Source organism: Kumtagia ephedrae (assembly GCF_003012745.1).
Taxonomy (GTDB): Bacteria; Pseudomonadota; Alphaproteobacteria; order Rhizobiales; family Rhizobiaceae; genus Kumtagia; species Kumtagia ephedrae.
This window is the reverse complement of sequence record NZ_PXYK01000002.1, coordinates 30,309-51,797: the sequence shown is the minus strand read 5'-3', so window position 1 is coordinate 51,797 and position 21,489 is coordinate 30,309. Positions and strand designations below refer to the sequence as shown.

General features: G+C 68.4%; 21 protein-coding genes. 12 read left to right on the top strand and 9 right to left on the bottom strand.

The window, feature by feature from the left end; translation table 11 throughout:
• Nucleotides 1-13 precede the first annotated feature (13 nt).
• From hpaD to hpaH, 3 genes are read left to right on the top strand one after another with little or no spacing between them, the layout of a single operon-like run.
• Nucleotides 14-994 (top strand): 3,4-dihydroxyphenylacetate 2,3-dioxygenase, encoded by a 981-nt coding sequence (hpaD, locus tag C7I84_RS02005; RefSeq protein ID WP_106770483.1) that lies wholly within the window; start codon nt 14-16, stop codon nt 992-994.
• Between the two features lie 20 nt (nt 995-1,014).
• Nucleotides 1,015-1,887 carry a fumarylacetoacetate hydrolase family protein gene (locus C7I84_RS02000; RefSeq protein ID WP_106770708.1) on the top strand — a complete coding sequence of 291 codons (873 nt, stop codon included), beginning with the start codon at nt 1,015-1,017 and terminating at the stop codon, nt 1,885-1,887.
• On the top strand, nt 1,884-2,687 hold the full coding sequence (hpaH, locus tag C7I84_RS01995) for a 2-oxo-hept-4-ene-1,7-dioate hydratase (protein ID WP_106770482.1): 804 nt from the start codon (nt 1,884-1,886) through the stop codon (nt 2,685-2,687). Before C7I84_RS02000 ends, hpaH begins: the two co-directional genes overlap by 4 nt.
• Nucleotides 2,688-2,765: 78 nt before the next feature.
• On the opposite strand, the gene hpaR is transcribed toward hpaH, so the two are convergent.
• The 8 genes from hpaR to C7I84_RS01955 form a co-directional block, all read right to left on the bottom strand.
• A complete protein-coding gene (hpaR, locus tag C7I84_RS01990; protein WP_106770481.1) occupies nt 2,766-3,263 on the bottom strand; it encodes a homoprotocatechuate degradation operon regulator HpaR in 498 nt (165 codons plus the stop codon).
• A gap of 147 nt (nt 3,264-3,410) precedes the next feature.
• Nucleotides 3,411-4,187, bottom strand: a complete 777-nt coding sequence (locus C7I84_RS01985; RefSeq protein ID WP_106770480.1) for an SDR family NAD(P)-dependent oxidoreductase — start codon at nt 4,185-4,187, stop codon at nt 3,411-3,413.
• Nucleotides 4,184-4,975 carry an SDR family oxidoreductase gene (locus C7I84_RS01980; protein ID WP_106770479.1) on the bottom strand — a complete coding sequence of 264 codons (792 nt, stop codon included), beginning with the start codon at nt 4,973-4,975 and terminating at the stop codon, nt 4,184-4,186. The genes C7I84_RS01985 and C7I84_RS01980 overlap by 4 nt, the downstream gene beginning before the upstream one ends.
• A gap of 3 nt (nt 4,976-4,978) precedes the next feature.
• On the bottom strand, nt 4,979-6,382 hold the full coding sequence (locus C7I84_RS01975; protein ID WP_106770478.1) for a transaminase: 1,404 nt from the start codon (nt 6,380-6,382) through the stop codon (nt 4,979-4,981).
• On the bottom strand, nt 6,367-7,851 hold the full coding sequence (locus tag C7I84_RS01970) for an aldehyde dehydrogenase (protein ID WP_106770477.1): 1,485 nt from the start codon (nt 7,849-7,851) through the stop codon (nt 6,367-6,369). Before C7I84_RS01970 ends, C7I84_RS01975 begins: the two co-directional genes overlap by 16 nt.
• Before the next feature lie 3 nt (nt 7,852-7,854).
• Nucleotides 7,855-9,363: a tripartite tricarboxylate transporter permease gene (locus tag C7I84_RS01965; protein WP_207770948.1), complete on the bottom strand. Its 1,509-nt coding sequence runs from the start codon at nt 9,361-9,363 to the stop codon at nt 7,855-7,857.
• A complete protein-coding gene (locus C7I84_RS01960) occupies nt 9,360-9,941 on the bottom strand; it encodes a hypothetical protein (RefSeq protein WP_106770476.1) in 582 nt (193 codons plus the stop codon). The genes C7I84_RS01965 and C7I84_RS01960 overlap by 4 nt, the downstream gene beginning before the upstream one ends.
• Before the next feature lie 55 nt (nt 9,942-9,996).
• Nucleotides 9,997-10,938: a tripartite tricarboxylate transporter substrate binding protein gene (locus tag C7I84_RS01955; protein WP_106770475.1), complete on the bottom strand. Its 942-nt coding sequence runs from the start codon at nt 10,936-10,938 to the stop codon at nt 9,997-9,999.
• A gap of 146 nt (nt 10,939-11,084) precedes the next feature.
• Here C7I84_RS01955 and C7I84_RS01950 point away from each other — a divergent pair, with 146 nt between their 5' ends.
• The 9 genes from C7I84_RS01950 (at nt 11,085) to C7I84_RS01910 (ending at nt 20,625) form a co-directional block, all read left to right on the top strand.
• Complete coding sequence (locus C7I84_RS01950) at nt 11,085-11,861, top strand: IclR family transcriptional regulator (protein ID WP_106770474.1); 777 nt, start codon at nt 11,085-11,087, stop codon at nt 11,859-11,861.
• Nucleotides 11,862-11,878: 17 nt separating this feature from the next.
• The gene (locus tag C7I84_RS01945; protein WP_106770473.1) at nt 11,879-13,138 is read left to right on the top strand and encodes a Tm-1-like ATP-binding domain-containing protein; all 1,260 of its coding nucleotides are present in this window, start codon (nt 11,879-11,881) and stop codon (nt 13,136-13,138) included.
• Entirely contained in the window at nt 13,135-13,818 is a 684-nt protein-coding gene (locus C7I84_RS01940; protein WP_106770472.1) for an HAD family hydrolase, read from the top strand. Before C7I84_RS01945 ends, C7I84_RS01940 begins: the two co-directional genes overlap by 4 nt.
• Nucleotides 13,811-15,160, top strand: a complete 1,350-nt coding sequence (locus C7I84_RS01935) for an aminotransferase class III-fold pyridoxal phosphate-dependent enzyme (protein ID WP_106770471.1) — start codon at nt 13,811-13,813, stop codon at nt 15,158-15,160. Before C7I84_RS01940 ends, C7I84_RS01935 begins: the two co-directional genes overlap by 8 nt.
• Before the next feature lie 308 nt (nt 15,161-15,468).
• Nucleotides 15,469-16,164: a GntR family transcriptional regulator gene (locus tag C7I84_RS01930; RefSeq protein ID WP_106770470.1), complete on the top strand. Its 696-nt coding sequence runs from the start codon at nt 15,469-15,471 to the stop codon at nt 16,162-16,164.
• Entirely contained in the window at nt 16,161-17,030 is an 870-nt protein-coding gene (locus tag C7I84_RS01925; RefSeq protein WP_106770469.1) for an ABC transporter ATP-binding protein, read from the top strand. Before C7I84_RS01930 ends, C7I84_RS01925 begins: the two co-directional genes overlap by 4 nt.
• The gene (locus C7I84_RS01920) at nt 17,030-17,818 is read left to right on the top strand and encodes an ABC transporter permease (RefSeq protein ID WP_106770468.1); all 789 of its coding nucleotides are present in this window, start codon (nt 17,030-17,032) and stop codon (nt 17,816-17,818) included. The genes C7I84_RS01925 and C7I84_RS01920 overlap by 1 nt, the downstream gene beginning before the upstream one ends.
• A 51-nt stretch (nt 17,819-17,869) precedes the next feature.
• Nucleotides 17,870-18,919, top strand: coding sequence for an ABC transporter substrate-binding protein (locus tag C7I84_RS01915; protein ID WP_106770467.1), 1,050 nt, complete (start codon nt 17,870-17,872; stop codon nt 18,917-18,919).
• Nucleotides 18,920-19,035: 116 nt separating this feature from the next.
• A complete protein-coding gene (locus tag C7I84_RS01910) occupies nt 19,036-20,625 on the top strand; it encodes a gamma-glutamyltransferase family protein (protein ID WP_106770466.1) in 1,590 nt (529 codons plus the stop codon).
• Nucleotides 20,626-20,696: 71 nt separating this feature from the next.
• On the opposite strand, the gene C7I84_RS01905 is transcribed toward C7I84_RS01910, so the two are convergent.
• Complete coding sequence (locus tag C7I84_RS01905) at nt 20,697-21,449, bottom strand: amino acid ABC transporter ATP-binding protein (RefSeq protein ID WP_165815966.1); 753 nt, start codon at nt 21,447-21,449, stop codon at nt 20,697-20,699.
• Between the last annotated feature and the right edge of the window lie 40 nt (nt 21,450-21,489).

Below are 21,489 nucleotides of genomic sequence, written 5' to 3'. Positions count from 1 at the left end.
GGAGGAGACATCGATGCCGATCCCCAAGCCGAACCTCTATCCGCCGTTCAACATCGTGCGGCTCAGCCATGTCGAGTTCGGCGTAACCGACCTTGCCCGGTCGCGCGCCTTCTACGTCGACACGCTGGGGCTCCAGGTCACCGACGAGACCGCCGACGCCATCTACCTGCGCGCCATGGAGGAGCGGGGCCATCACTGCATCGTGCTCAGGAGGTGCGACAGAGCGGAAGCCCGCGATCTCGGCTTCAAGGTGTTCGCCGAGGACGACCTCGACAAGGCCGCCGGCTTCTTCGAAGGCAGAGGCCTGCCGGTCGAGTGGGTCGAGCGGCCCTACCAGTCCCGCACCTTCCGGACCCGCGACCCGCACGGCATTCCCCTCGAATTCTACTCGAAGATGGACCGTCTGCCGCCGATCCACCAGAAATACGCGCTCTACAGGGGCGTGAAGCCGCTGCGCATCGATCATTTCAACTGCTTTTCGCCGAATGTCGACGAATCGGTCGCGTTCTTCAACGAAATCGGCTTCCGGGTGACCGAATACACCGAGGACGAGGACACGAAGCGCTTGTGGGCGGCCTGGACGCATCGCAAGGGCGGCGTTCACGACATCGCCTTCACCAATGGCCGCGGGCCGCGTCTCCATCACACCGCCTTCTGGGTGCCGACGCCGCTCAACATCATCGACCTGCTCGACCTGATGTCGACCACGGGCTGGCTCGCCAATATCGAGCGCGGTCCTGGCCGGCACGGCATATCCAACGCGTTCTTCCTCTACGTGCTCGACCCCGACGGTCACCGGATCGAGATCTACTGCTCCGACTACCAGACCGTCGATCCCGACCTCGAGCCGATCCGATGGGACCTCAAGGATCCGCAGCGCCAGACCCTGTGGGGGGCGGCGGCGCCGAAATCCTGGTTCGAGCACGGCAGCCTGTTCGCCGGCACGGATGTCGTCGACGCGCAACTGAACGCGCAGCCGATCATCGCCCCCTGACCGAAAGGATGGCCGACGACATGCGTCCAAGATTCCTGAGCTTCAGCCGGCAGGGCCGGCACGGCTATGGCCTCGCCGTCGCCGGCGGCGTGATCGATCTCTCCGCGCGTCACGCGGCGCGCTGGCCGAGCTTGCGCGCGGTCGTAGAGGACGGCGCGCTGGTCGCCCTGGCCGAGGACAATGCGGGGCGCGCGCCGGACCTGCCGCTGGACGATATCCGCTTCGAGATACCGGTTCCGTCGCCGGAGAAGATCATCTGCGTCGGGGTCAACTTCCCCGACCGCAATGAAGAGTACAAGGACGGCCAGGCGGCACCCTCCAACCCTTCCCTGTTCATCCGCTTCCCGCGATCCTTCACCGGTCACGGGCAGCCGCTGATCCGTCCTCCCGAAAGCCCCCAGCTCGACTACGAGGGCGAGGTCGTCATCTTCATCGGCAAGGGCGGCCGGCGCATTCCGGAGGCAGACGCGCTCGACCACATCGCGGCCGTTTCGCTCTGCAACGAAGGCACCATCCGCGACTGGGTGCGGCATGCGAAATTCAACGTCACCCAGGGCAAGAATTTCGATCGCAGCGGCGCCATGGGCCCGTGGCTGATTCCCTACACGGACGAAAGCCAGCTCGCCGACATCCGGCTCGAGACCCGCGTCAACGGCGAGGTGCGTCAGAGCGACCGCACCGGCCGGATGATCTTTTCCTTCCGCCGGATCATCGGCTATGTCTCGACCTTCACGACGCTGGTTCCGGGCGACGTGATCGTCACCGGCACGCCGACCGGCGCCGGCGCGCGTTTCGATCCGCCGGTCTGGCTGAAGCCTGGCGACGTCGTCGAGGTCGAGGCCGAGGGGATCGGCGTCCTGCGGAACACCATCGCCGACGAGGCCGCGTCATGATGAAACCGGATGAGATCGAAGCGGCGGCGCAAAACCTCGACGAGGCGGAACGGACGCGCCGGCAGATCGGCCTGCTGTCGCTCGCGCATCCGGCGATCGACATGGACGACGCCTACGCGATCCAGGCGGCCTGGATGAAACGGAAGCTGGCGGCGGGGCGCAAGCCGATCGGCTGGAAGATCGGCCTGACCTCGAAGGCCATGCAGTATGCCCTCAACATCGATATTCCGGATTCCGGCGTTCTGCTCGACGACATGGTGTTCGAGGACGGCGCGACGGTTCCTGCCGACCGCTTCATTCAGCCGCGCATCGAGGCCGAGATCGCCTTCATCATGAAGGCGCCGCTGAAGGGTCCTGGAGTCACCGTCTTCGACGTGCTCAATGCGGCGGACTACGTCACGCCGGCGCTGGAAATCCTCGATACCCGCATCGTGCGCGTCGACCCGGCGTCGAAGAAGGCGCGCACCATCTTCGACACCATTTCCGACAATGCCGCCAATGCCGGCGTCGTCACCGGCGGCCGCGCTGTGCGGCCGGACCAGGTAGACATGCGCTGGATGGGCGCGATCGTCACCCGCAACGGCGAGGTGGAGGAGACGGGCCTCGGCGCCGGCGTCCTCAACCAGCCGGCCCGCGGCGTCGCCTGGCTGGCGAACCGGCTCGCGCGCTACGGCGAGGGCATCGACGCCGGCCAGATCGTGCTGGCCGGATCGTTCATCCGTCCGATCGAAGCGCGCCACGGCGACACCATCCTTGCCGACTTCGGGCCGTATGGATCGGTCGGCCTGTTCTTCGCCTGATCCGCTCCGCCAATTGCCGGCGTTGCTGATTGGCGGTCGGGGCGAGGACGAGCCTGCTGGCCTGAAGGCCGACAGCTCCTATTCCGACGCCGGCCGGTCGGCCTTCAGGGCGGCCAGCTCGCCGAGCAGTTCCAGCAACCGTTCGCGCCGCTCGGCGCCGAAGCGCGCGTCGATCTCGGCATAGGCGCGCAGGCTGTGCGGCATGACCGCGTCGATGACGGCCTGGCCGGACGGCGCGAGCCTGAGCAGCACGCGGCGCCCGTCGGCCTCGTCCTTCTGCCTGGTGATGAAGCCGCGTTCCTCGAGCGAGCGGATCATGCGCGTCAGGCTCGGCGGCAGGATGAAGGCCTTTTCCGCCACCTCGGTGGCGTCGAGGGTTCCCTCCTCGGACAGCACGCGGATCACTCGCCACTGCTGCTCGCTCACGTCGTGCGCGGCCAGTATCGGCCGGAAATGGCTCATGACCGCCTCTCTCGCACGCAGCAGCTCGATGGCCAGCGAGCGGCGGGCCGGTCGCGGCGTGGAAGCCGTTTCTCCGGTTCGCGGCTTGGCGGTTTCGGACCGTCGGTTCTTCATGCGGCCTTGTCCTGCAGGCGGGTCTATACGATCGCGCCATCTGACACGCGATACGGGGCCGGAGCAAATCCAGCGGCACGCGGCCTCCACTATGGAGGCGTGCCGTGCCGGACTGCTTTGGGCGTTTGGAAAGGGAGCAGGCCCGCGTCAAACGGCGCGATTGTGCGTCGGCGACCGTCCGCCGCCGTCGGCGATCAGCACGGCGCCGGTGACGAAGGAGGCCTCGTCCGAAGCGAGGAACAGGCAGCATGAGGCGATCTCGGCCGGTTCCGCCACGCGGCGCAGCGCGATGCGCTGCGTGAGTGCCGTGAACTCGGCTTCGGCGGAGGTGCCGTTCTGGCGTGCGGCTACCTCCATCTCGTATTCGCTCATCGGCGTGCGCACCCAGCCGGGGGCGACCGCATTGGCGCGCACGCCGTCGGCGCCATGCGCGTAGGCGAGCGTGCGGGTGAAGGACACCAGCGCCGCCTTGCTCGCCGAATAGGCGGCGTTGACCGGGCCGCCGTTGAACGCGCCGACGGAGGCGATGTTGACGATCGCGGCGCCGGGCCGGCCCTTGAGCAGCGGCATCGCGGCGCGGCAGACCTTCATCGCGCCGGTGAGGTTGACCGAAAGGCTAGCCTCCCACGCCTCGTCGGTGAGCGTTTCCGGCGTGTCGGGCAGCATGATCCCCGCGGCGTTGACGACGATGTGCAGACTGCCGCCGCACGCCTCGACAGCGCGCGCGACGTCGGCGTTGTCGGCGACGCTGCCATGCACGGCGCGACCGCCCGTCGCGCGCGCGGCCTCGTCCAGCATTTCTCCGCCGAGCCCGAACAGCACCACCGATGCGCCCTCGCGGGCGAAAAGCGCGGCGGTGGCGCGGCCCATGCCCGTCGCCGCTCCGGTGATCAGCGCGACGCGCCCCGCGAGCCGGTCCGTCATTCGAGGCCCCATTTGTCTTCGACCGCATAGCCGGTTTCCGGCAGCGTGGCGCCGCCGTCGACCACGATGGTCTGGCCGGTCGTGTATCTGGCCTCGGGCGAGGCGAGGTAAAGCATGGCGTGCGCCACGTCGTCGGCCTCGCCCATGCGGCCCACGGGGATGTGGCGGCCGATGGCTGCCTGCTTTTGCGGCGTCGACAGCGTGCCGCGGCCCGGCTTGGCGATGAAGCCCGGCTCGACGCCGTTGACGGTGATGCCGTCGCGTGCGAGCTCGAAGGCGGCGCCGCGAACGAAGGCGTTCACGCCCGCCTTGGCGGCCGAATAATGGGCGCCGCCGCCCATGGCGACCCGCGCCGAGACGGAGGACGTGACCAGCAGCCGCCCGAAGCCGTTCGCCCGCATGTGCGGCGCAGCCGCCTGCACCAGCCAGACGAAGGCGTCGAGATTGATGTCCAGCGCCGCGGAGAGCTTGTCCTCGTCAAGGTCCTCGATGGAGGCCCAGGGGCAGCCGCCGGCATTGTGGATCACGATATCGAGCCGGCCCTCGGCGTGGGCCAGCCGGTCGACCATGCCGCGGATCGCCGCCCGGCCCGTACCCGGCCAGGCGACCGTGCAGGCGGCAAGGCCTCGCGACCCCAGTTGCGTGACCAGTGCCTCCGCCGGCTCCGGCGTGCGGTTGCAGATTGCGACCCGCGCGCCGGCCTCGGCGAGGCGGGTGACGATCGCTGCGCCGATGCCGCGCCCGCCGCCAGTCACCAGCGCCACCCGCCCGGAGAGGTCGAAGGCCATGGCTCAGGCCACGCCCTGCGCGCGCGCCATCGCCGCGAAGCGCTCGAAAACCCCGGCATGGCGGGCGACATCCGCGGGCGTCGTCGCCGGGCACATCAGGAACATGGTGTGGAACGGCGTTACCAGTATGCCCTCGTTCATGTAGAAGGCGTGGAGCAGCGTCTCGAGATCACCGCGCCGCGTCGCCGCCACCTCGGCGGCATTGCGCGGCGGCACCGGCGTGAACATGATCTCGGCCCGCGCGCCGATCTGGGTGACGTGCCAGGGCAGCGCATGGCGCGCGATAACGGCACGGGCCGCGTCCGCCAGCTCGCCGGCGCGGGCGATCATGTTCTCGTAGTTCCGCGGCGTCAGGATCTCCTCCAGTACCGCGCGCATCGTGGCGATGGTCAAGGCGTTGCCGGCGAGCGTGCCGCCGATGCCGAAATGCGAGGACTGGCGCTGCCGCGGGTTGACGTGCGGCACCACGTCCCAGAGCCGCGCCGCGATGGCTTCGTCGAGGCCGAAGATGCCGGCCGGTATGCCGCCGGCGATCGCCTTGCCGGCAACGAAGATGTCCGGCTCCAGCCCGTGCAGCCGGGTATATCCGCCGGGACCGCAGGAAATCGTGTGCGTCTCGTCGATGACGAGCAGGGTGCCGGTCCGGCGTGTGGCGGCGCGGACGGCCTGGTGAAAACCGTCGGCGACCGGGATCATGCCGAAATTCGTCATCAGCGGCTCCATGAGCACGCAGGCGACGTCGCCCGGCGCCAGCGCCGCCTCGAGCGCGGCGACGTCGTTGAACTGCACCACCGTCGACACGCGCGCATGATCCACGCCGTTCGGGTGAATCATGTTGCGCATGCGCATGCGGCCCTCGTGCAGCTCGACATGCGCCTCGTCGATGCCGCCATGATAGCAGCCGGAAAAGACGAGCACCTTGTCGCGGCCGGTGATCATGCGGGCGATGCGGATCGCGCCGCGATTGGCGTCCGTGGCCGAGGTGGTCAGCGTCCAGTAAGGCAGGCCGAAGCGGCGCGCGAGTTCCTCGCCGACCCAAAGACTGTCCTCGGTCGGCATCATGTGCGTGGTGCCGCGGCGGAGCTGCTCGGTGGCGGCGCGCGTCACTGCTTCCGGCGCATGGCCGCACATGCCGCCGGTGTCGCCCAGGCAGAAATCGACATAGTCATGCCCGTCGATGTCGCGGACGTGGCAGCCCTCAGCCTTCTCGACATAAACCGGAAAGCCGCCGGCCCAGCGGCGCATCCAGTGCGAAGGCCCGCCGTAGAGGAAGTGCTGGCGGCCGCGCGCCCACGCTTCCGCCGAGCGCGGATGCGTGGCAGCGAAGCGCGCCTGCTCGGCGTCGATCAGCCGGTCGACCGCGGCGGCGGGCCCGGCGGCCTTGTCGTTATTCAGAGCGAAATCCATGCGGTCTTCAGATCCGTGTATTTGTCCAGTGCGTGCAGCGACTTGTCGTGGCCGTTGCCCGATTGCCTGACGCCCCCGAGCGGCACCGTGATGTCGGCTCCTCCATAGGTGTTGACGTGCACCACGCCCGCCTTGATCGCGCGCACCATCCGATGGGCGCGCGACAGGCTGGAGGTCCAGACCGCCGCGGCGAGGCCGTATGACGTGGCGTTGGCGATGCGCACCGCGTCGGCCTCGTCGTCGAAGGGAATGGCCGCAAGCACCGGGCCGAACACCTCCTCGCGGGCAAGCGCCATGTCGGGATGCACCGCGTCGAACAGGGTCGGCTGCATGTAGTAGCCGCCCGTCTCCTCGAGGATGCGCCGGCCGCCGGTGACCAGCACGGCGCCCTCGGCGGCCGCGCGCTCGACATGGGCGAGGTTGCGCTCAAGCTGCGCGGCGCTGTTGACCGCGCCTGCCTCTGTGGCGAGGTCGAGCGGGTCGCCCACCGTCATGCGCGCCGCGATCGCCGCCACTTTCGCCACGAACGCCTCGCGGATGGAGCGTTCCACCAGCAGGCGGGAGCCCGCTACGCAGACCTGCCCGGAATTGCGGTAGATGCCCTGCGCGGAGATTTTCGCGGCGAGATCGAGATCCGGCGCGTCGGCGAACACGATGTTGGGCGACTTGCCGCCGAGCTCGAGATAGACGCGCTTGAGGTTGGACCGGGCGGAATATTCGAGCAGGCGGCGACCGGTGACGCCGGACCCGGTGAAAGCCAGCACGTCGACGTCCATGTGCAGGCCGAGCGCCTCGCCGGCGACCGCGCCGCGCCCGGTTACGACGTTGAGTACGCCTTCAGGCAGGCCCGCCTCGGCGCAGAGCTCCGCCAGCCTGAGGAGCGAAAGCGACGCCGTCTCCGCCGGCTTCAGCACCACGCAGTTGCCGGCGGCCAGCGCCGGCGCGATCTTCCAAGCGCCGATCATCAGCGGGAAGTTCCAGGGTACGATGGCCGCCACGACGCCGACCGGCTCGCGGTGGACGAGGCCGAGCACGTTGTCGGCCGTCGGCGCGATCTCGCCATGCACCTTGTCGACCGCTTCGGCATAGTAGCGGAAGGTGCCGGCCGCGCTGCCGGGCTCGGCCTTGTAGGCCATGGCGATCTCGGTGCCGTTGTCGCGCACGCCGAGCACGGCGAGTTCCAGCGCGTGCTTCTCGATCAGGTCGGCGATTCTGTGCAGCACCTTCTTGCGCTCAGCGGGCGCGGCGCGCGGCCAGGAGCCGGTGTCGAACGCCTTGCGCGCCGCGATGATCGCGCGTTCGACGTCGGCCGCGCCGGCATCGGCCAGCGTGGTCAGCCTGCTGCCGTCGAGCGGCGAGACTACGTCCAGCGTCGTCCCGGCACTCGCCGGCTCGTGCCTGCCGGCGATGAACAGCTGCTGCGGGGCGATGCTCAGGTTGCGCAGCGCGTCGATCTGATCCTGTCGCATGGTCTACCTGCTTTCCGGCGCGAGTTCGGCGCGCGCGCGCCGGCCGCGCAGTTGCGCGACGATGAAGAGTGCTATGGCGACGATGGCGAAGCCGAGCAGCGTTGCGGCGATCGGGCGCGTGAGGAAAATGCTCGGATCGCCGTTCGACAGGCTCAGCGACTGCTTCAGGCGCACCTCCAGCATGGGGCCGAGCACCAGGCCTATGACCAGCGGGAACGCCGGTATGCCGTTGCGCAGCATGAAGCGGCCGATCACGGCGAAGATCACCGCGATCAGCGCGTCGGAGAGGCGATAGTTCTGCGTGTACGAGCCGATGAGCGCCAGCACCAGTATGGTCGCGCCGATGATCTTCGGGTTGAGGCTGGAAAGTCGCACGATGTGCTTCGTGGCGAAGAGCAGGAACGTCAGCACGATCACGTTGAGCAGGAACAGCGAGATGTAGAGCCCCGAGATGAAGTCGGGATGCTCGGCGAAGAGCTGCGGGCCGGGGATGATGTTATGGATCATGAACACGGCGAGCAGCATCGCCATCAGCGGATCGGCGGGAATGCCCAGCGACAGCAGGGGCACGAGCACCGTCGAGGTGCAGGCGCTGATCGAGGTTTCGGAGGCGACGAGGCCTTCCGGCGAGCCCTTGCCGAACTCCTCGGGCTTCTTCGAGAAGCGGCGGGCGAGCGAATAGGACAGGAACTGCGCGCCGAATTCGCCGACGCCCGGCAGCAGGCCCATGACGACGCCGAGGCCGGAGGAGCGGGCGAGCGTGCGCGGATAGCGGAACACCTCCATCAGGCCGCGGAAGCGGCTGTGGCCTTCCAGGCCGGTGGGTCGCTGGCGGACACGGTCGGTGCCCAGGAGGACGAAGGCCTGCGACATGGCGAAGAGGCCGATGACCACCGGCACCATCGGCACGCCCCCGAGCAGCCATTGCTGGCCGAAGGTGTAGCGCTGCGTGTTGAACGGGGACTCGAAGCCGACCGAGCCGAGGAACATGCCGAGGCCGAGCGAAAGCAGGGCGGCGACGACGTGTTTCTGGTGGGCGAGCAGCACCGACACCAGCGCCACCACGCAGACCATCGCGTATTCCGGCGCGCCGAACCGTTCGGCCACCCGGGCGAGGTACGGCGCCAGCAGCACCAGCGCCAGCACCGAGATCGTGCCGCCGACGAAGGACGAGGAGTAGGCGAGGGAGAGCGCGCGGTGCGCCTCGCCGCGGCGCGCCATCGGATATCCGTCATAGGTGGTCAGCACGTTGACCGGGGTGCCGGGCACGCGGATCAGGATCGCCGGGATGGCGCCGCCATACCAGGCGCCGCCATAGGCGCCGAGCAGGAGGGTCACGCCGGGCAGCGGCTCGAGCTGCAGGCTGAAGGGCAGCAGGATGGCCATGGCGCCGGCAGGCTCGAGACCCGGCACGGCGCCCACGAGGATGCCGAGCAGCGCGCCCAGCACCAGCGCCATGATGACCTGCCACGTCGCGATGTGCTCCAGGCCGAGCAGGAAAGCGTCGATCACAGGACGGCTCCGAACGTGTTGCCGACCCATGCGGGCAGCATCTGGACCATGGGGGGCAGCGGAAACCACAGGCCGATGCCGAGGCGGAAGATGAGGATGATGGCGACGGCGACGGTCAACGCCCATCTTCGCCCCCTGAGCCCGGCGCGCCAGACGACGAACTGCAGGAATGCGATCGTGGCGATCGCGAAGCCGAGATAGCTGACGCCGAGCAGGTAGAGGCAGAACCAGAGGCCGTATTCCAGCGCCTGCCCGATCCCGCCGAACGCCCACATCGCCTGGCCGCGGAAGGCAGCAGGATCCGTTGCCGTGCGCCAGCCGGTCCACAGGCGGCGGCCGAGCACGATGCCGGCGACAGCGGCCATGCCGAGGCACAGCGCCGGCCAGGTGACCGGGGCGAGGTACCAGCCCTTGCCGGCCGGCGGCAGGCGTGTCGCCACGGGCGCCAGCAGCAGCAGGACCAGCGCGACGAGGGTCAGCACCAGGGCCGCCAGCCCCTCGGCCGGAGGCGGCACCTCGGCGTCGAAATCGTCCTCGACGATGTCGAACTCGCTGCTTGGCGTGCCATGTGCACTCATCAAACGCTCCGGCCGGGATCGAGAGACGCGCCGTCGGCCGGCGCGCCTCCGGCGCTCAGTTGCCCTTGGCGGCTTTCACCAGCGCCTCGGCGGCCGCGTAGTCGGCATCGATGCGGGCCGCGGCATCGCTGGCGTTCTGCCAGTAGACGCCCGCTCCAGTGGCCTTGGCGATGTCCTGCGCCTTGCTCGTCTGCATCGCCCTTTCGGCGATGGCCGCGATCCGTTCCTTGATCTCCGGCGGCGTGCCCTTCGGCACGAACAGGCCGTTCCACAGGGTGATCTTCAGGTCCGGGACCTGAGCCGACAGCAGCGGCGCGTCGGGCATGATGGAAAGCGGCTGGTCGGTATAGGCGGCTAGGACCTTCACGTCGCCGAGGCAGCCGAGCACGGTCGCCATCGTGGTGTTCATCACGTCGACGTCTCCGGTGGAAAGCGTCGAGCAGTCGAGGGAATCGAAGGCGGCGTCGCTGGAAAAGGAGAAGCCCAGCGCCTTGGCCGCGGCGAAGGTCTCCATCGTCGGCACGAGGTCGTAACCGAAATGGCCGAGCTTCACCGGGCTCGCCTTGGCGTGCTCCGCCAGTTCGGCGAGGTTCGAATAGGGCGCGTCCTTCTTGGCGACCAGCGCGAAGGGATAGGTCAGGAAGATACCGACGGGCTCGAAGGTCTCGCGGTCGTAGCCCGCGTTGCCCTGGATGATGTGCATCGTCGGCACGTCGATGACGAACGAGCCGATCGTGTAGCCGTCGGCTTGCGACTGGGAAACCGCCGTGGCGCCTTCGACGCCGCCGCCGCCGGGCCGGTTGATTACCTTGGCGGGAACGCCGGTCTCCCGGGTCATCTCGTCGGCGATGATGCGCGTGAGCTGGTCCTCGAGGTCGCCGGGAGGCCAGGGCACGATGAAGGTCACCGGGCGCTCCGGATAGTCGGCGAGGGCCATGCCCGCGCCTGAAAGCGCCAGCATCGCGCCGGCAAGAAGAATCCCTGTCAGTCTACGCATTTGCGGTCTCCCATTGGCTGTGTTCGAGCTTCTTTTTTTGGCTCATTATTTGAACCATCATTTCAAATATAGACTTGCAAATCACCCGGCTTGCTGTCAACCTGATTTGTGTCGGAGGTTGCCGGGAGGCTTGGGGAAGGAATCTGGTGAGCACGGTCGGCAAGGCAATCTCGCTTCTGGAATTGTTCAGCATCGACACGCCCGAGCTCGGGCTGACCGACATCGCGCGGCGTTCCGGCTACGACAAGGCCACGACGCGGCGCCTGCTCGTCTCGCTCGCCGATCACGGTTTCATCGAGCAGGACCCGGTGGCGCGCCTCTACCGGCTGGGTCCTGGCCTGACACGCCTGGCGCGCATCCGCGAGGCGCGGTTCCCGTTCCTGCAGACCTCGCTGCCCTATATCCGCGAGCTCGCGGTCTCGACGGCGGAAACGGTCCATCTGTCGGAGGCAAGCAACGGCTCGCTGCTGACGGTCTATGTCGAACATCCGGCGCGCGCCAACCGCGTGAACGTGAACCTCGGCGAACTCCTGCCGCTTCACTCGACCGCGTCGGGCATCGCCTTCCTGGCGCATGCACGCGAGCTGGTGCGGCGCTCGGCGCTGGCGCAGCCGCTCGCCGCCTTCACGGCGCATACGGTGACCGACCCGGCGCTGCTGCAAGCCCAGGTCGAGGCCGCTTCCGGACGTGGATATTCGGTCAGCGACCAAGGCTACGAGGACGGCGTGGCGAGCGTCGCCGCGGCGATCCTGGGTGCCGACGGACATGCCATCGGCACGCTGGCGGTCGCCGCGCCGCTGGTCCGCACGGACAGCGCGACGTCCGCCGAGCGGGGCGAGGCGGTCGCGGCCGCGGCGCGCGAGATCACGGAAAAACTTACCGGCGAGCGCTACGAGACGGTCCGCCACCGGTCTTCGACATGAGGAGATATGCCAGCGGCATGCAGCAGACCCCTCGAATCCTGATCATAGGCACCGGAGATACCAAGGCCGACGAGCTGGACTTCATGCGCGCCAAGGTCCGCGAGGCCGGCGGCGTGCCCATCATGCTCGATGTGAGCATCCTCGGCGATCCTCCATACGTGCCGGAACACGACAAGCACGCGGTCGCCGAGGCCGCCGGGTCGAGCATCGCCGACATCGTCGCGCTCGGCGACGAGAACGGCGCGATGACCGTGATGGCGGCCGGCGCCGCCGCGCTGACGAAGCGGCTTCACGACGAAGGCGCAATCGACGGCTTCGTCGCGCTCGGCGGCACCATGGGCACCGACCTCGCGCTGGACGTCGCGCTGGCGCTGCCGCTCGGCGTGCCGAAATTCGTGGTCTCCACCATCGCCTACTCGCATCTGGTGCCGCCCGAGCGCATCGCCACAGACCTGATGATGATCCTGTGGGCGGGTGGCCTCTACGGACTGAACTCGACCTGCTGTGCGGTGCTGTCGCAGGCCTGCGGGGCGGTGGTCGGCGCGGCGCGCGCCGCCGAGCGGCCGGGCCGCGAGCGGCCCGTGGTTGCCATCAGTTCGCTCGGCAAAAGCTGCCTGACCTACATGGTGACGCTGAAGCCGGAGCTGGAGAAGCGCGGCTACGAGGTGGTGGTCTTCCATACGACCGGCATGGGTGGACGGGCGCTGGAGGCGATCGCCGCGCAGCGCGGCTTCGCCGCCGTGCTCGACTTCAGCCTGCAGGAATTGGCCAATCACCTGTCGGGCTCCGTCGTCAGTTCCGGCGCCGACAGGCTGGAGAATGCGGGCCTCTGCGGCGTGCCTCAGATCGTCGCGCCGGGCGCCATCGACATGGTCGATTTCCCGACCTGGCAGCCGGTGCCGGAGCGCTTCGCGGACCGTCCCTACCATGCGCACAACCGGCTGCTCGCCTCGGTGACCAGCGACGGCGAGGCGCGCCGGGAGATCGCGCGGGCGATCGGCCGCAAGCTGGGCGCCGCCGGCGCGCCGACCGCCTTCATCCTGCCGGCCGGCGGCATTCAGCAATGGGACCGGGAAGGCGAGCCGCTGCATGAACCCGAGGCGCTGGCCGCCTTCGTCGACGAGATGCGCCGCGGCGTGCCGGAGGGAGTGCTGTTCCGCGAGATCGCCGAGCACATCAACAGCCGCGCTTTCGTCGACACTGCGCTGGCGATCTTCGACGCCTGGGTGGCGGACGGCGTGATCGCGCCCGGCGCCGTGGAGCCCGCGTCGGTATGAGCGCGCCGAAAGCCCTCGTCCTCGATTTCGGCGGCGTCGTCACGCGCACGCTGTTCGAGACCCACGACCTGACGGAACGGGCGCTCGGCCTGCCCACAGGCACGCTGCAATGGCGCGGTCCGTTCGAGCCGGGCTCGGATCCCTTGTGGCGCGCCATGCAGGCCGGCGAGATCAGCGAGCGCGACTACTGGCTGACGCGCACCCGCGAGGTCGGGCGGCTCGTCGGCGAGGAATGGCAGCGCATGGAGACATTCGTGCGGCGTGCCCGCGGCGCCGATCCCGAAGCGGTCGTGCGTCCCGAGGCTGCCGCCGCCATCCGCATCGCGCACGATGCCGGTATCCGCCTCGCCATCCTTTCCAACGAGCTCGACCTCTTCTACGGCTCGGATTTTCGCGCCAGGCTGCCGTTGCTGTCGCTGTTCGAGGCGATCGTCGACGCGACCTATACGCAGGTGCTCAAGCCCGATGCGCGTGCCTATGCCGCCGTGGCCGAGGCGCTCGGCCTGCCGGCTGAAGACTGCGTGTTCGTCGACGACCAGCATCGCAACAGCGCCGGCGCAGACGCCGCCGGCATGCGCGCCGTGCTGTTCGACGTGCGCGATCCGTTCCGATCCTTCGATGAGGCGCTGGGCCATTTCGGACTCGCCCTCGCCATGCCCGAGAGGTCCATCCATGCGTGACGCGAATTTTCTCGCCGAGAACAATGCCCGGCACATCTGGCACCCGATGGCGCATCCCGCCGAGATGCAGGCCAGCCCGCCGCGCGTCATCATGAAGGGCGAAGGCGTCCACGTCACCGACGTCGACGGGCGCACGGTGCTGGATGCGGTCGGCGGGCTGTGGAACGTCAATCTCGGCTACAGTTGCGACCCGATCAAGCAGGCGATCGCCAGGCAGCTCGACGCGCTGCCCTACTACTCCGGCTTCCGCGGAACCTCGACCGGCCCGTCGATCGAGCTCGCCTGGGAACTCGCGCAGTGGTTCGAGCCGGAAGGCATGACACGCGCCTTCTTCACCTCCGGCGGCTCGGATTCGGTGGAAACCGCCCTCCGGCTCGCGCGCCAGTACTGGAAGATCAGGGGGCAGGGCGACCGGGTGAAATTCCTGGCGCTGAAGAAGGGCTATCACGGCACGCATTTCGGCGGCGCGTCGGTCAACGGCAACGCCAATTTCCGCCGCAACTACGAGCCACTGATGCCCGGTGTGTTCCACATCCCCGCGCCCTACGCCTACCGCAATCCCTTCGACGAAACCGACCCCGAGCGGCTGGCGCGGCTCTGCGCGAGGGCTCTGGAGGACGAGATCGCCTTCCAGGGCGCCGATACCGTCGCTGCCTTCATCATGGAGCCGGTGCTCGGCGCCGGCGGCGTGGTCGTGCCGCATCCGTCCTTCATGACCCTGGTGCGCGAAATCTGCGACCGCCACGACATCCTGCTGATCGCCGACGAGGTGGTGACCGGTTTCGGCCGCGCCGGCGAATGGGCGGGTTCGCGCATCGCCAAGGTGAAGCCCGACATGATGACGATCGCCAAGGCGATCACGTCGGGCTATTTCCCGCTTGGCGCGACGCTCATCGGCGGGCGTGTCGCCGAAGTGTTCGAGGCCGACAGGACGAGCTTCGGCGCCATCGGTCACGGCTACACCTATTCCGGCCACCCGGTCGGATGTGCCGCCGGCCTTGCCGCGCTGGCCGAAACCAGGCGTCTCGATCTGGCGAGAAACGCGGCCGCGCGCGGCGAGGAGCTGGCCTCGGTTCTGGAGGCGCTGAAGGTCAAGCACGCTCTCGTCGGCGACGTTCGCTACAAGGGCCTGATGGCGGCCCTGGAACTGGTTTCCGACCGGACGACCAGGAAGGCGGCCGGCAAGGCCGTGATGACGGCCGTTGCCGATGCGGCCTACGAAGCGGGCGTGATGCTGCGCGTCTCGGGATCGAACATCATCCTCTCGCCGCCGCTGGTGCTGACGCCGAAGGACGTGCGCACCATCGGCGAGGCGCTCGACGCCGGCCTCGCCGCGGCCTGATCGTCGGCGCGCCGGGGGGTTTCTCCGCCCTTGCCGAAACGGGCGGCAGGGGGATTTTTCGCCGTCGTGCCTGTCAGCAGTCGCCAACCCCGCTGGCGATCGACGCCACTTGTCTGCCCCGGCGGGCGTGTCCGCCGTCTCTGCCCGAGCGAGCCGCCCCGCGCCTGCGGGTTCGCGCAATCGGAAGCCACCTGGCGCGTCGAAGCGCCGGTGGTTAGGCAGCCGGCATGCCTTTGGTTAAATATTCCAAAATCCATTCTTGTATACCAGAATGATACCTCATATACCTAGAGCAGAGGGTAAAACACATGTTGGGCGAGCGACTCAAGAACGGCATTGCCGATCTCATCCTGGCCGGCTCCCTGAGGCCGGGAGACAGGCTCGACGAGCAGGAGCTGGCCGAGCGCTTCGGTGTGTCGCGCACGCCCGTGCGCGAGGCGCTCCACCAGCTCGCGGTCGCCGGCCTCGTCGAGATGCGGCCGCGTCGGCCGACGCTGGTGCGCAGGCTGAGCAACGCGGATCTGGCCGATTCCTTCGAGGCTCTCGGCGAGATCGAAGGTCTTTGCGCGCGCTACGCCGCGGAAAGGATGACCCACGCCGAAAGGCTGCAGCTTCGCGAGATCATGCAAAGGGCCGCGGCCGCCGTGGCCGGCGACGACGCGGCGACGTATCGCGAGCTGGACGCGGAGTTTCATTCGCTCATCCACGCCGGCGCCCACAATGTCAGTCTTCGCCGCATCGCGGAGCAGGTGCGCATGCAGACCGCGCCCTATAGCTCGGCGCCATACACTATGCAGGGCTATACGCCCCAGATCTCGGTGCCGCACGGCCAGCACGAAGCCGTCGTCGCGGCTGTTCTCGATCGCGATCCGGCGCGGGCGCAGGCGGCCATGATCGATCACATCAGCCTTTCGAGCATCACGATCCAGGGCATCCTGAACGATCGCGCCGCCGGCGACCTTGCCGGGGCGGCGGCGGTACGTGTTGGGGCGGGCAAGCAATGAGCGTCCCTGCCGGCGCGCCCGGCCCGGCCGCGACGCGTGCTGCCGCTTCGGCCGTGGCGGACATCCCGGCGAACGAAGCCGTAGCAGGTCGGGGCGGCGAGCCGGCACTGCTGCTCAGAGGGGCCACCAAGCGATACCCGGTTGTGTCGGGGGCGCTGACCGCTTTCGAGGACATTTCGGTCGCGGTCGAGCGCGGCGAGTTCGTCGCCGTCGTGGGTCCGTCGGGGTGCGGGAAGTCGTCGCTGCTGAGGGTCGTGGCGGGTTTGGCCGGCCTGTCGGACGGAACCTGCGCCGTGGGCGGCGAGCCGATGTCGGGGCCCCGTCGCGACGTGGGCATCGTCTTCCAGTCGCCGCTTCTGTTTCCGTGGCGCACCGTCATCGAGAACGTGATGCTGCCCGTTGACGTCCAGAAGTTGGATCGCGCCCGCTATCTGGAGGTCGCGCGTCAGCTCCTCGGGCTCGTCGGCCTCTCGGATTTCGAGCGCGCCTACCCGCGCGAGCTCTCCGGCGGCATGCAGCAGCGGGTCGGCATAGCACGGGCGCTGGTGAACGACCCGACCATCCTGCTGATGGACGAGCCCTTCGGCGCGCTCGACGCCATGACCCGCGAGCACATGAACGTCGAGCTTCAGCGCCTGTGGCTGGAGCGCCGCAACACCATCCTGTTCATCACCCATTCGATTCCGGAGGCGGTGTTTCTTGCCGACCGCGTCATGGTGATGACGCCGCGGCCGGGACGCGTCGCCGAGATATGCGACATCGACCTGCCGCGCCCGCGCCCGCTCGACATCATGACCGATCCGGCCTTCGGCGAATATGTGCGGCACATAAGGTCCTATTTCGGCGCGCACGGAGGGATGGACTGATGGAGCGGCGCTGGGAACGCGGACCTGTCGGCATCGTCCTGTCCGTCCTGCTCCTCGTCGTGCTGCTGGCGGCGTGGGAGCTGTCCGTCCACTGGTTCGAGGTGCCGGCCTATCTCGTGCCGACGCCGAGCGCGGTGGTGGTCGGGCTGTGGCGGGGCTTCGCATCCGGCATCTATCTCTTCCACCTGAAGGTAACGCTGGTCGAGATCGTGCTCGGCTTTCTCGCCGGCTCCGCGCTTGGCTTTCTCCTCGGTGCGCTGATCGCCCTCAACCGCACCGTCGCTTACTTCCTTCAGCCCTACGTGCTGGTCTTCCAGACCATACCCAAGGTGGCGCTGGCGCCGCTGATCGTGCTGTGGTTCGGCCTGGGCATCACCTCGAAGGTCGTGTCGGCCGCCATCATCTGCTTCTTCCCGGTGATGGTGAACACGATCACCGGCCTCAACGCAGCCGATCGCGAGCGCACCGATCTGCTTCGGGCGATGGGCGCGTCGCGTTTCCAGATATTCCGCATGCTGCGGCTGCCGGCCGCCGGCGCCTTCATCTTCGCCGGGCTGGAGATCGCCGTGACCTTCGCGCTCATCGGCGCGATCGTCACCGAATTCCTCGGCGCCGAGGCCGGCCTGGGCATGCTCATGCAGAGCATGAACTTCACAATGGACGTGGCCGGATCGTTTTCGGTGATCGTCGTGCTTTCGGCGGTCGGGGTGGTGCTGACCTTCGCGATCACCCTGCTGCGCCGGCGGGTCATATTCTGGGAGGACGGAACGACCGACAAAGCCAAGTAGACCGTCGATCCAACCAAAAGAACAACCTTCGACAGAGGCAGGAACAAGATCATGGGCAAGTATCTGATATCGCTTTTAGTCGCCGCGGTCGCTTCGCTCGCCGGCCATGCCGCCCTGGCCGACGAAACGGAGGTCAGGCTCGGCTGGTGCAATCCGGCGATCGACATCTCGGCCGGAGCGCCGCTGGCGTCGGCGATGGAGTTCGGCTGGTTCGCCGAAAAGGGCGTCAAGCTGACCATCGTGCCGCTGGCCGGCTCCACCGACTGCGTGCTCAACGTCACGACCGGCCAGGTCAAGACCGCCTTCGCCGCGCCGGAGGCCGTCGCCATCATGGCGTCCAAGGGCGGGGCGGTGCAGTATTTCTACACCGGCTTCAACCGCAACATGTTCGGCGTCGCGGTGCCGGAGGGCAGCGACGTCAAGTCGATGGCCGACCTCAAGGGCAAGCGGATCGGCGTCTTCACCATGGCGTCGGTCGGGGTGGTGATCGCCCGCTCGATGGCCAAGGCGGCCGGTCTCGATCCGGACTCCGACATCAGCATCGTCGTCTCGGGCTCGCCGAGCCAGTCGCAGGCGCTTCTCGAAAGCGGCGAGATCGCGGCGATCAGCCATTGGGACATGATCTACGAGACCATCGCCTCGTCAGGCCTGAAGATGCGCAAGCTGGCCGACCCCGCTATGGAGAACTTTCCGTCAAACGGCTTCGTCGCCCTCAAATCCACCATCGAGAAAGAACCCGATGTCCTGGCGGCGGTGGCGCGCGGATACGCGATGGGCGGCATCTTCAGCCGCGACAACCCTGAAGAGGCTGCGCGGTTGTATTTCAAGCATTTCCCCCAGGCGCGCTCGACCGGCCTCTCGCTCGAGGAAGACATCAGGCGCAACATGCCGACGCTCACTGCCGTGGTCCGCTTGTGGGCTCTGCCGGCGGGCCAGGAAAAGTGGGGGTACAGCGCCGCCTCGCAATACCAGGCCTACATCGACTGGCTGAAGGGCCGTGGGGTGCTGGAAGGCGAGATCGCCGGCGAGCGGATCGCCAACAACGCGCTCATCGACGCCATCAACGATTTCGACGAAGGCAAGGCCTCCAGGCCGGATTGATCCGGCGGACGTTGCGCGCAGCGCGATGTCCGTTAAAACCTGCGAATGCCCCTCGATCGGGCGCGTATCCGCGCGTCCGCCACGATACCGCGAGGCGGGAAGGAAAGCTGAACGCGATGCATGCATACAACGGTCCCGGACGCGCCCCGGCTTTCGCCGCCGAGGCGATGTGCGCCACGTCCCACCCCCTTGCCGCCAGGACCGCGCTGGACATCATCGCGGCGGGTGGAAATGCCGTCGATGCCGCGGTCGCCGGCGCGCTCGTGCTCGGCCTGTGCGAGCCGATGATGTGCGGCCTGGGCGGCGACGCCTTCGCCATGATCCGCGTCCCGGGACGCGACGGCCTGGTCGGCCTCAACGGATCGGGCCGCGCTCCCGCCGCGCTCGACGCGGTGCGCCTGCGCGGCGAAGGGCACACGTCGGTTCCGCTGGAGTCGGCCCATTCCATCACCTTGCCGGGAGCCGTCGATACCTTCGACCGGCTGGTCCGCGACTGGGGGAGGCTGGAGCTCGCAGCCGTGCTCGAGCCGGCGATCCGCTACGCCGAACGCGGCGTTCCCGTCTGCCACCGCTCGGCGATCGACTGGGCGAAATACGGTGAGCGACTCCACGGCCCCGGCCGTATCCACTATCTCGACGATGGCAGGCCTTTCGGCCCGGGGCGCATGTTCGCGTCGCCGTCGCAGGCCGAGGCGCTGCGGCTCATCGCCAGGGAGGGCCGCGACGCCTTCTACAAAGGCGCCATCATGGAGGACATGCTGGCGACCCTGAAGGCCGCCGGCGGGCTGCACGAGGCGGCCGACTTCGCCGCCGTCGCGGCCGACTATGTCGAGCCGATCGGCACCGCCTATCGCGGCCATGTCCTGACCGAACTGCCGCCCAACGGCCAGGGGGTCACGGCGCTGCTGATCGCCAACATCCTCTCGCGCTTCGATCTCGGCGGCCTCGACCCGAACGGCAGCCGGCGCGTTCATCTCGAGGCCGAGGCCACCAGGCTCGCCTACGGCGCGCGCGACCGGTTCGTCGGCGATCCGCGTCACGCGGAGCTGCGCCTGGAGCACATGCTGAGCGACGCGACGGCGGACGCGCTGGCGTCGCTGATCGACCCCCGGCGGGCGACGCCGCATATCGACCGGCGGGCGGAAGCCGTTCACCGCGACACCGTCTACATCTGCGTGGTCGACGGCGACCGGATGGCCGTCTCGCTGATCTATTCGACCTTCTGGCCGTTCGGCTCCGGCCTCGCCTCGGAGCGGTACGGCATCAGCTTCCAGAACCGCGGCGCCGGCTTCAGCCTGAGCGAAGGCCACGTCAACGAGCTGAAAGGCTCGCGCCGACCGCTTCACACGCTGATCCCCGGCTTCATGGAGAAGCCCGGCGCCTTCATCATGCCTTTCGGGGTCATGGGCGGGCCCTATCAGGCCACCGGCCATGCCCATGTGCTGAGCAACATCGCCGACTTCGGCATGGACGTGCAGGACGCCATCGACAGCCCGCGCAGCTTCGCCGATGCGGAGGAGGGCAGGCTGGTGCTCGAGGCCGGGTTCAGCGACGCGGTCGCGGCCGAACTGGCGGCCATGGGACATGGCGTCACGCGGGCGCCGATCGGAATGGGCGGCGCGCAGGGCATCCAGATCGACCTCGATCGCGGCATCCTGGTGGGTGGGTCGGATCCGCGCAAGGACGGCGTCGCCCTCGGCTTCTGACGGCTGCCGGTGGTCCCGCCTGTCCGCCGCAACCTGGCGGCGGCGCAACCCGCCGCCCGTCGCGGCAGGTCCTAAAGCACCCGCGACAGGAATTCGCGCGTACGCGGCGACTGCGGATTGGCGATCATCTCGCGCGGGTTGCCGCGCTCGACGATCGCGCCGCCGTCCATGAAGATCAGCTGGTCGCCGATCTCGCGTGCGAAGCCGATCTCGTGCGTGACCACCACCATCGTCATGCCGCTCCCTGCCAGGTCGCGCATCACCTGCAGCACCTCGCCGACCAGCTCGGGGTCGAGCGCCGACGTCGGCTCGTCGAACAAAAGCACCTTCGGCTTCATCGCCATGGCGCGGGCGATCGCCACGCGCTGCTGCTGGCCGCCGGACAGCTCGCGCGGATAGCGGTCGATCTTGTCGGACAGGCCGACGCGGGCGAGCAGCACCTCGGCCTCCGCCTTCGCCCGGTCGACCGGCACGCGGCGCACCTGCGTCGGCGCCTCGATCACGTTCTCCATCACCGTCATGTGCGAGAACAGGTTGAAGGACTGGAACAGCATGCCGATCTCGGCGCGCCGCTGGCAGAGCTCGTCGTCCTTGACCTCGTAGAGCCTGTCGCCGCGCAGGTCGTAACCGACGAATTCGCCGTCGACCAGCAGGATGCCGCCGGTGAGCTTCTCCAAATGATTGATGCAGCGCAGGAACGTGCTCTTGCCCGATCCGGACGGCCCGATGATGCAGGCGACCGAGCCGGCCGGGACGTCGATGTCGACGCCTTTCAGCACTTCGAGCTGGCCGTAGGACTTGCGCACGCCGCGCGCGAACACCATCGCGTCGGCGGGAACGCCGAAGCGCACCCGGTTCTCGGCC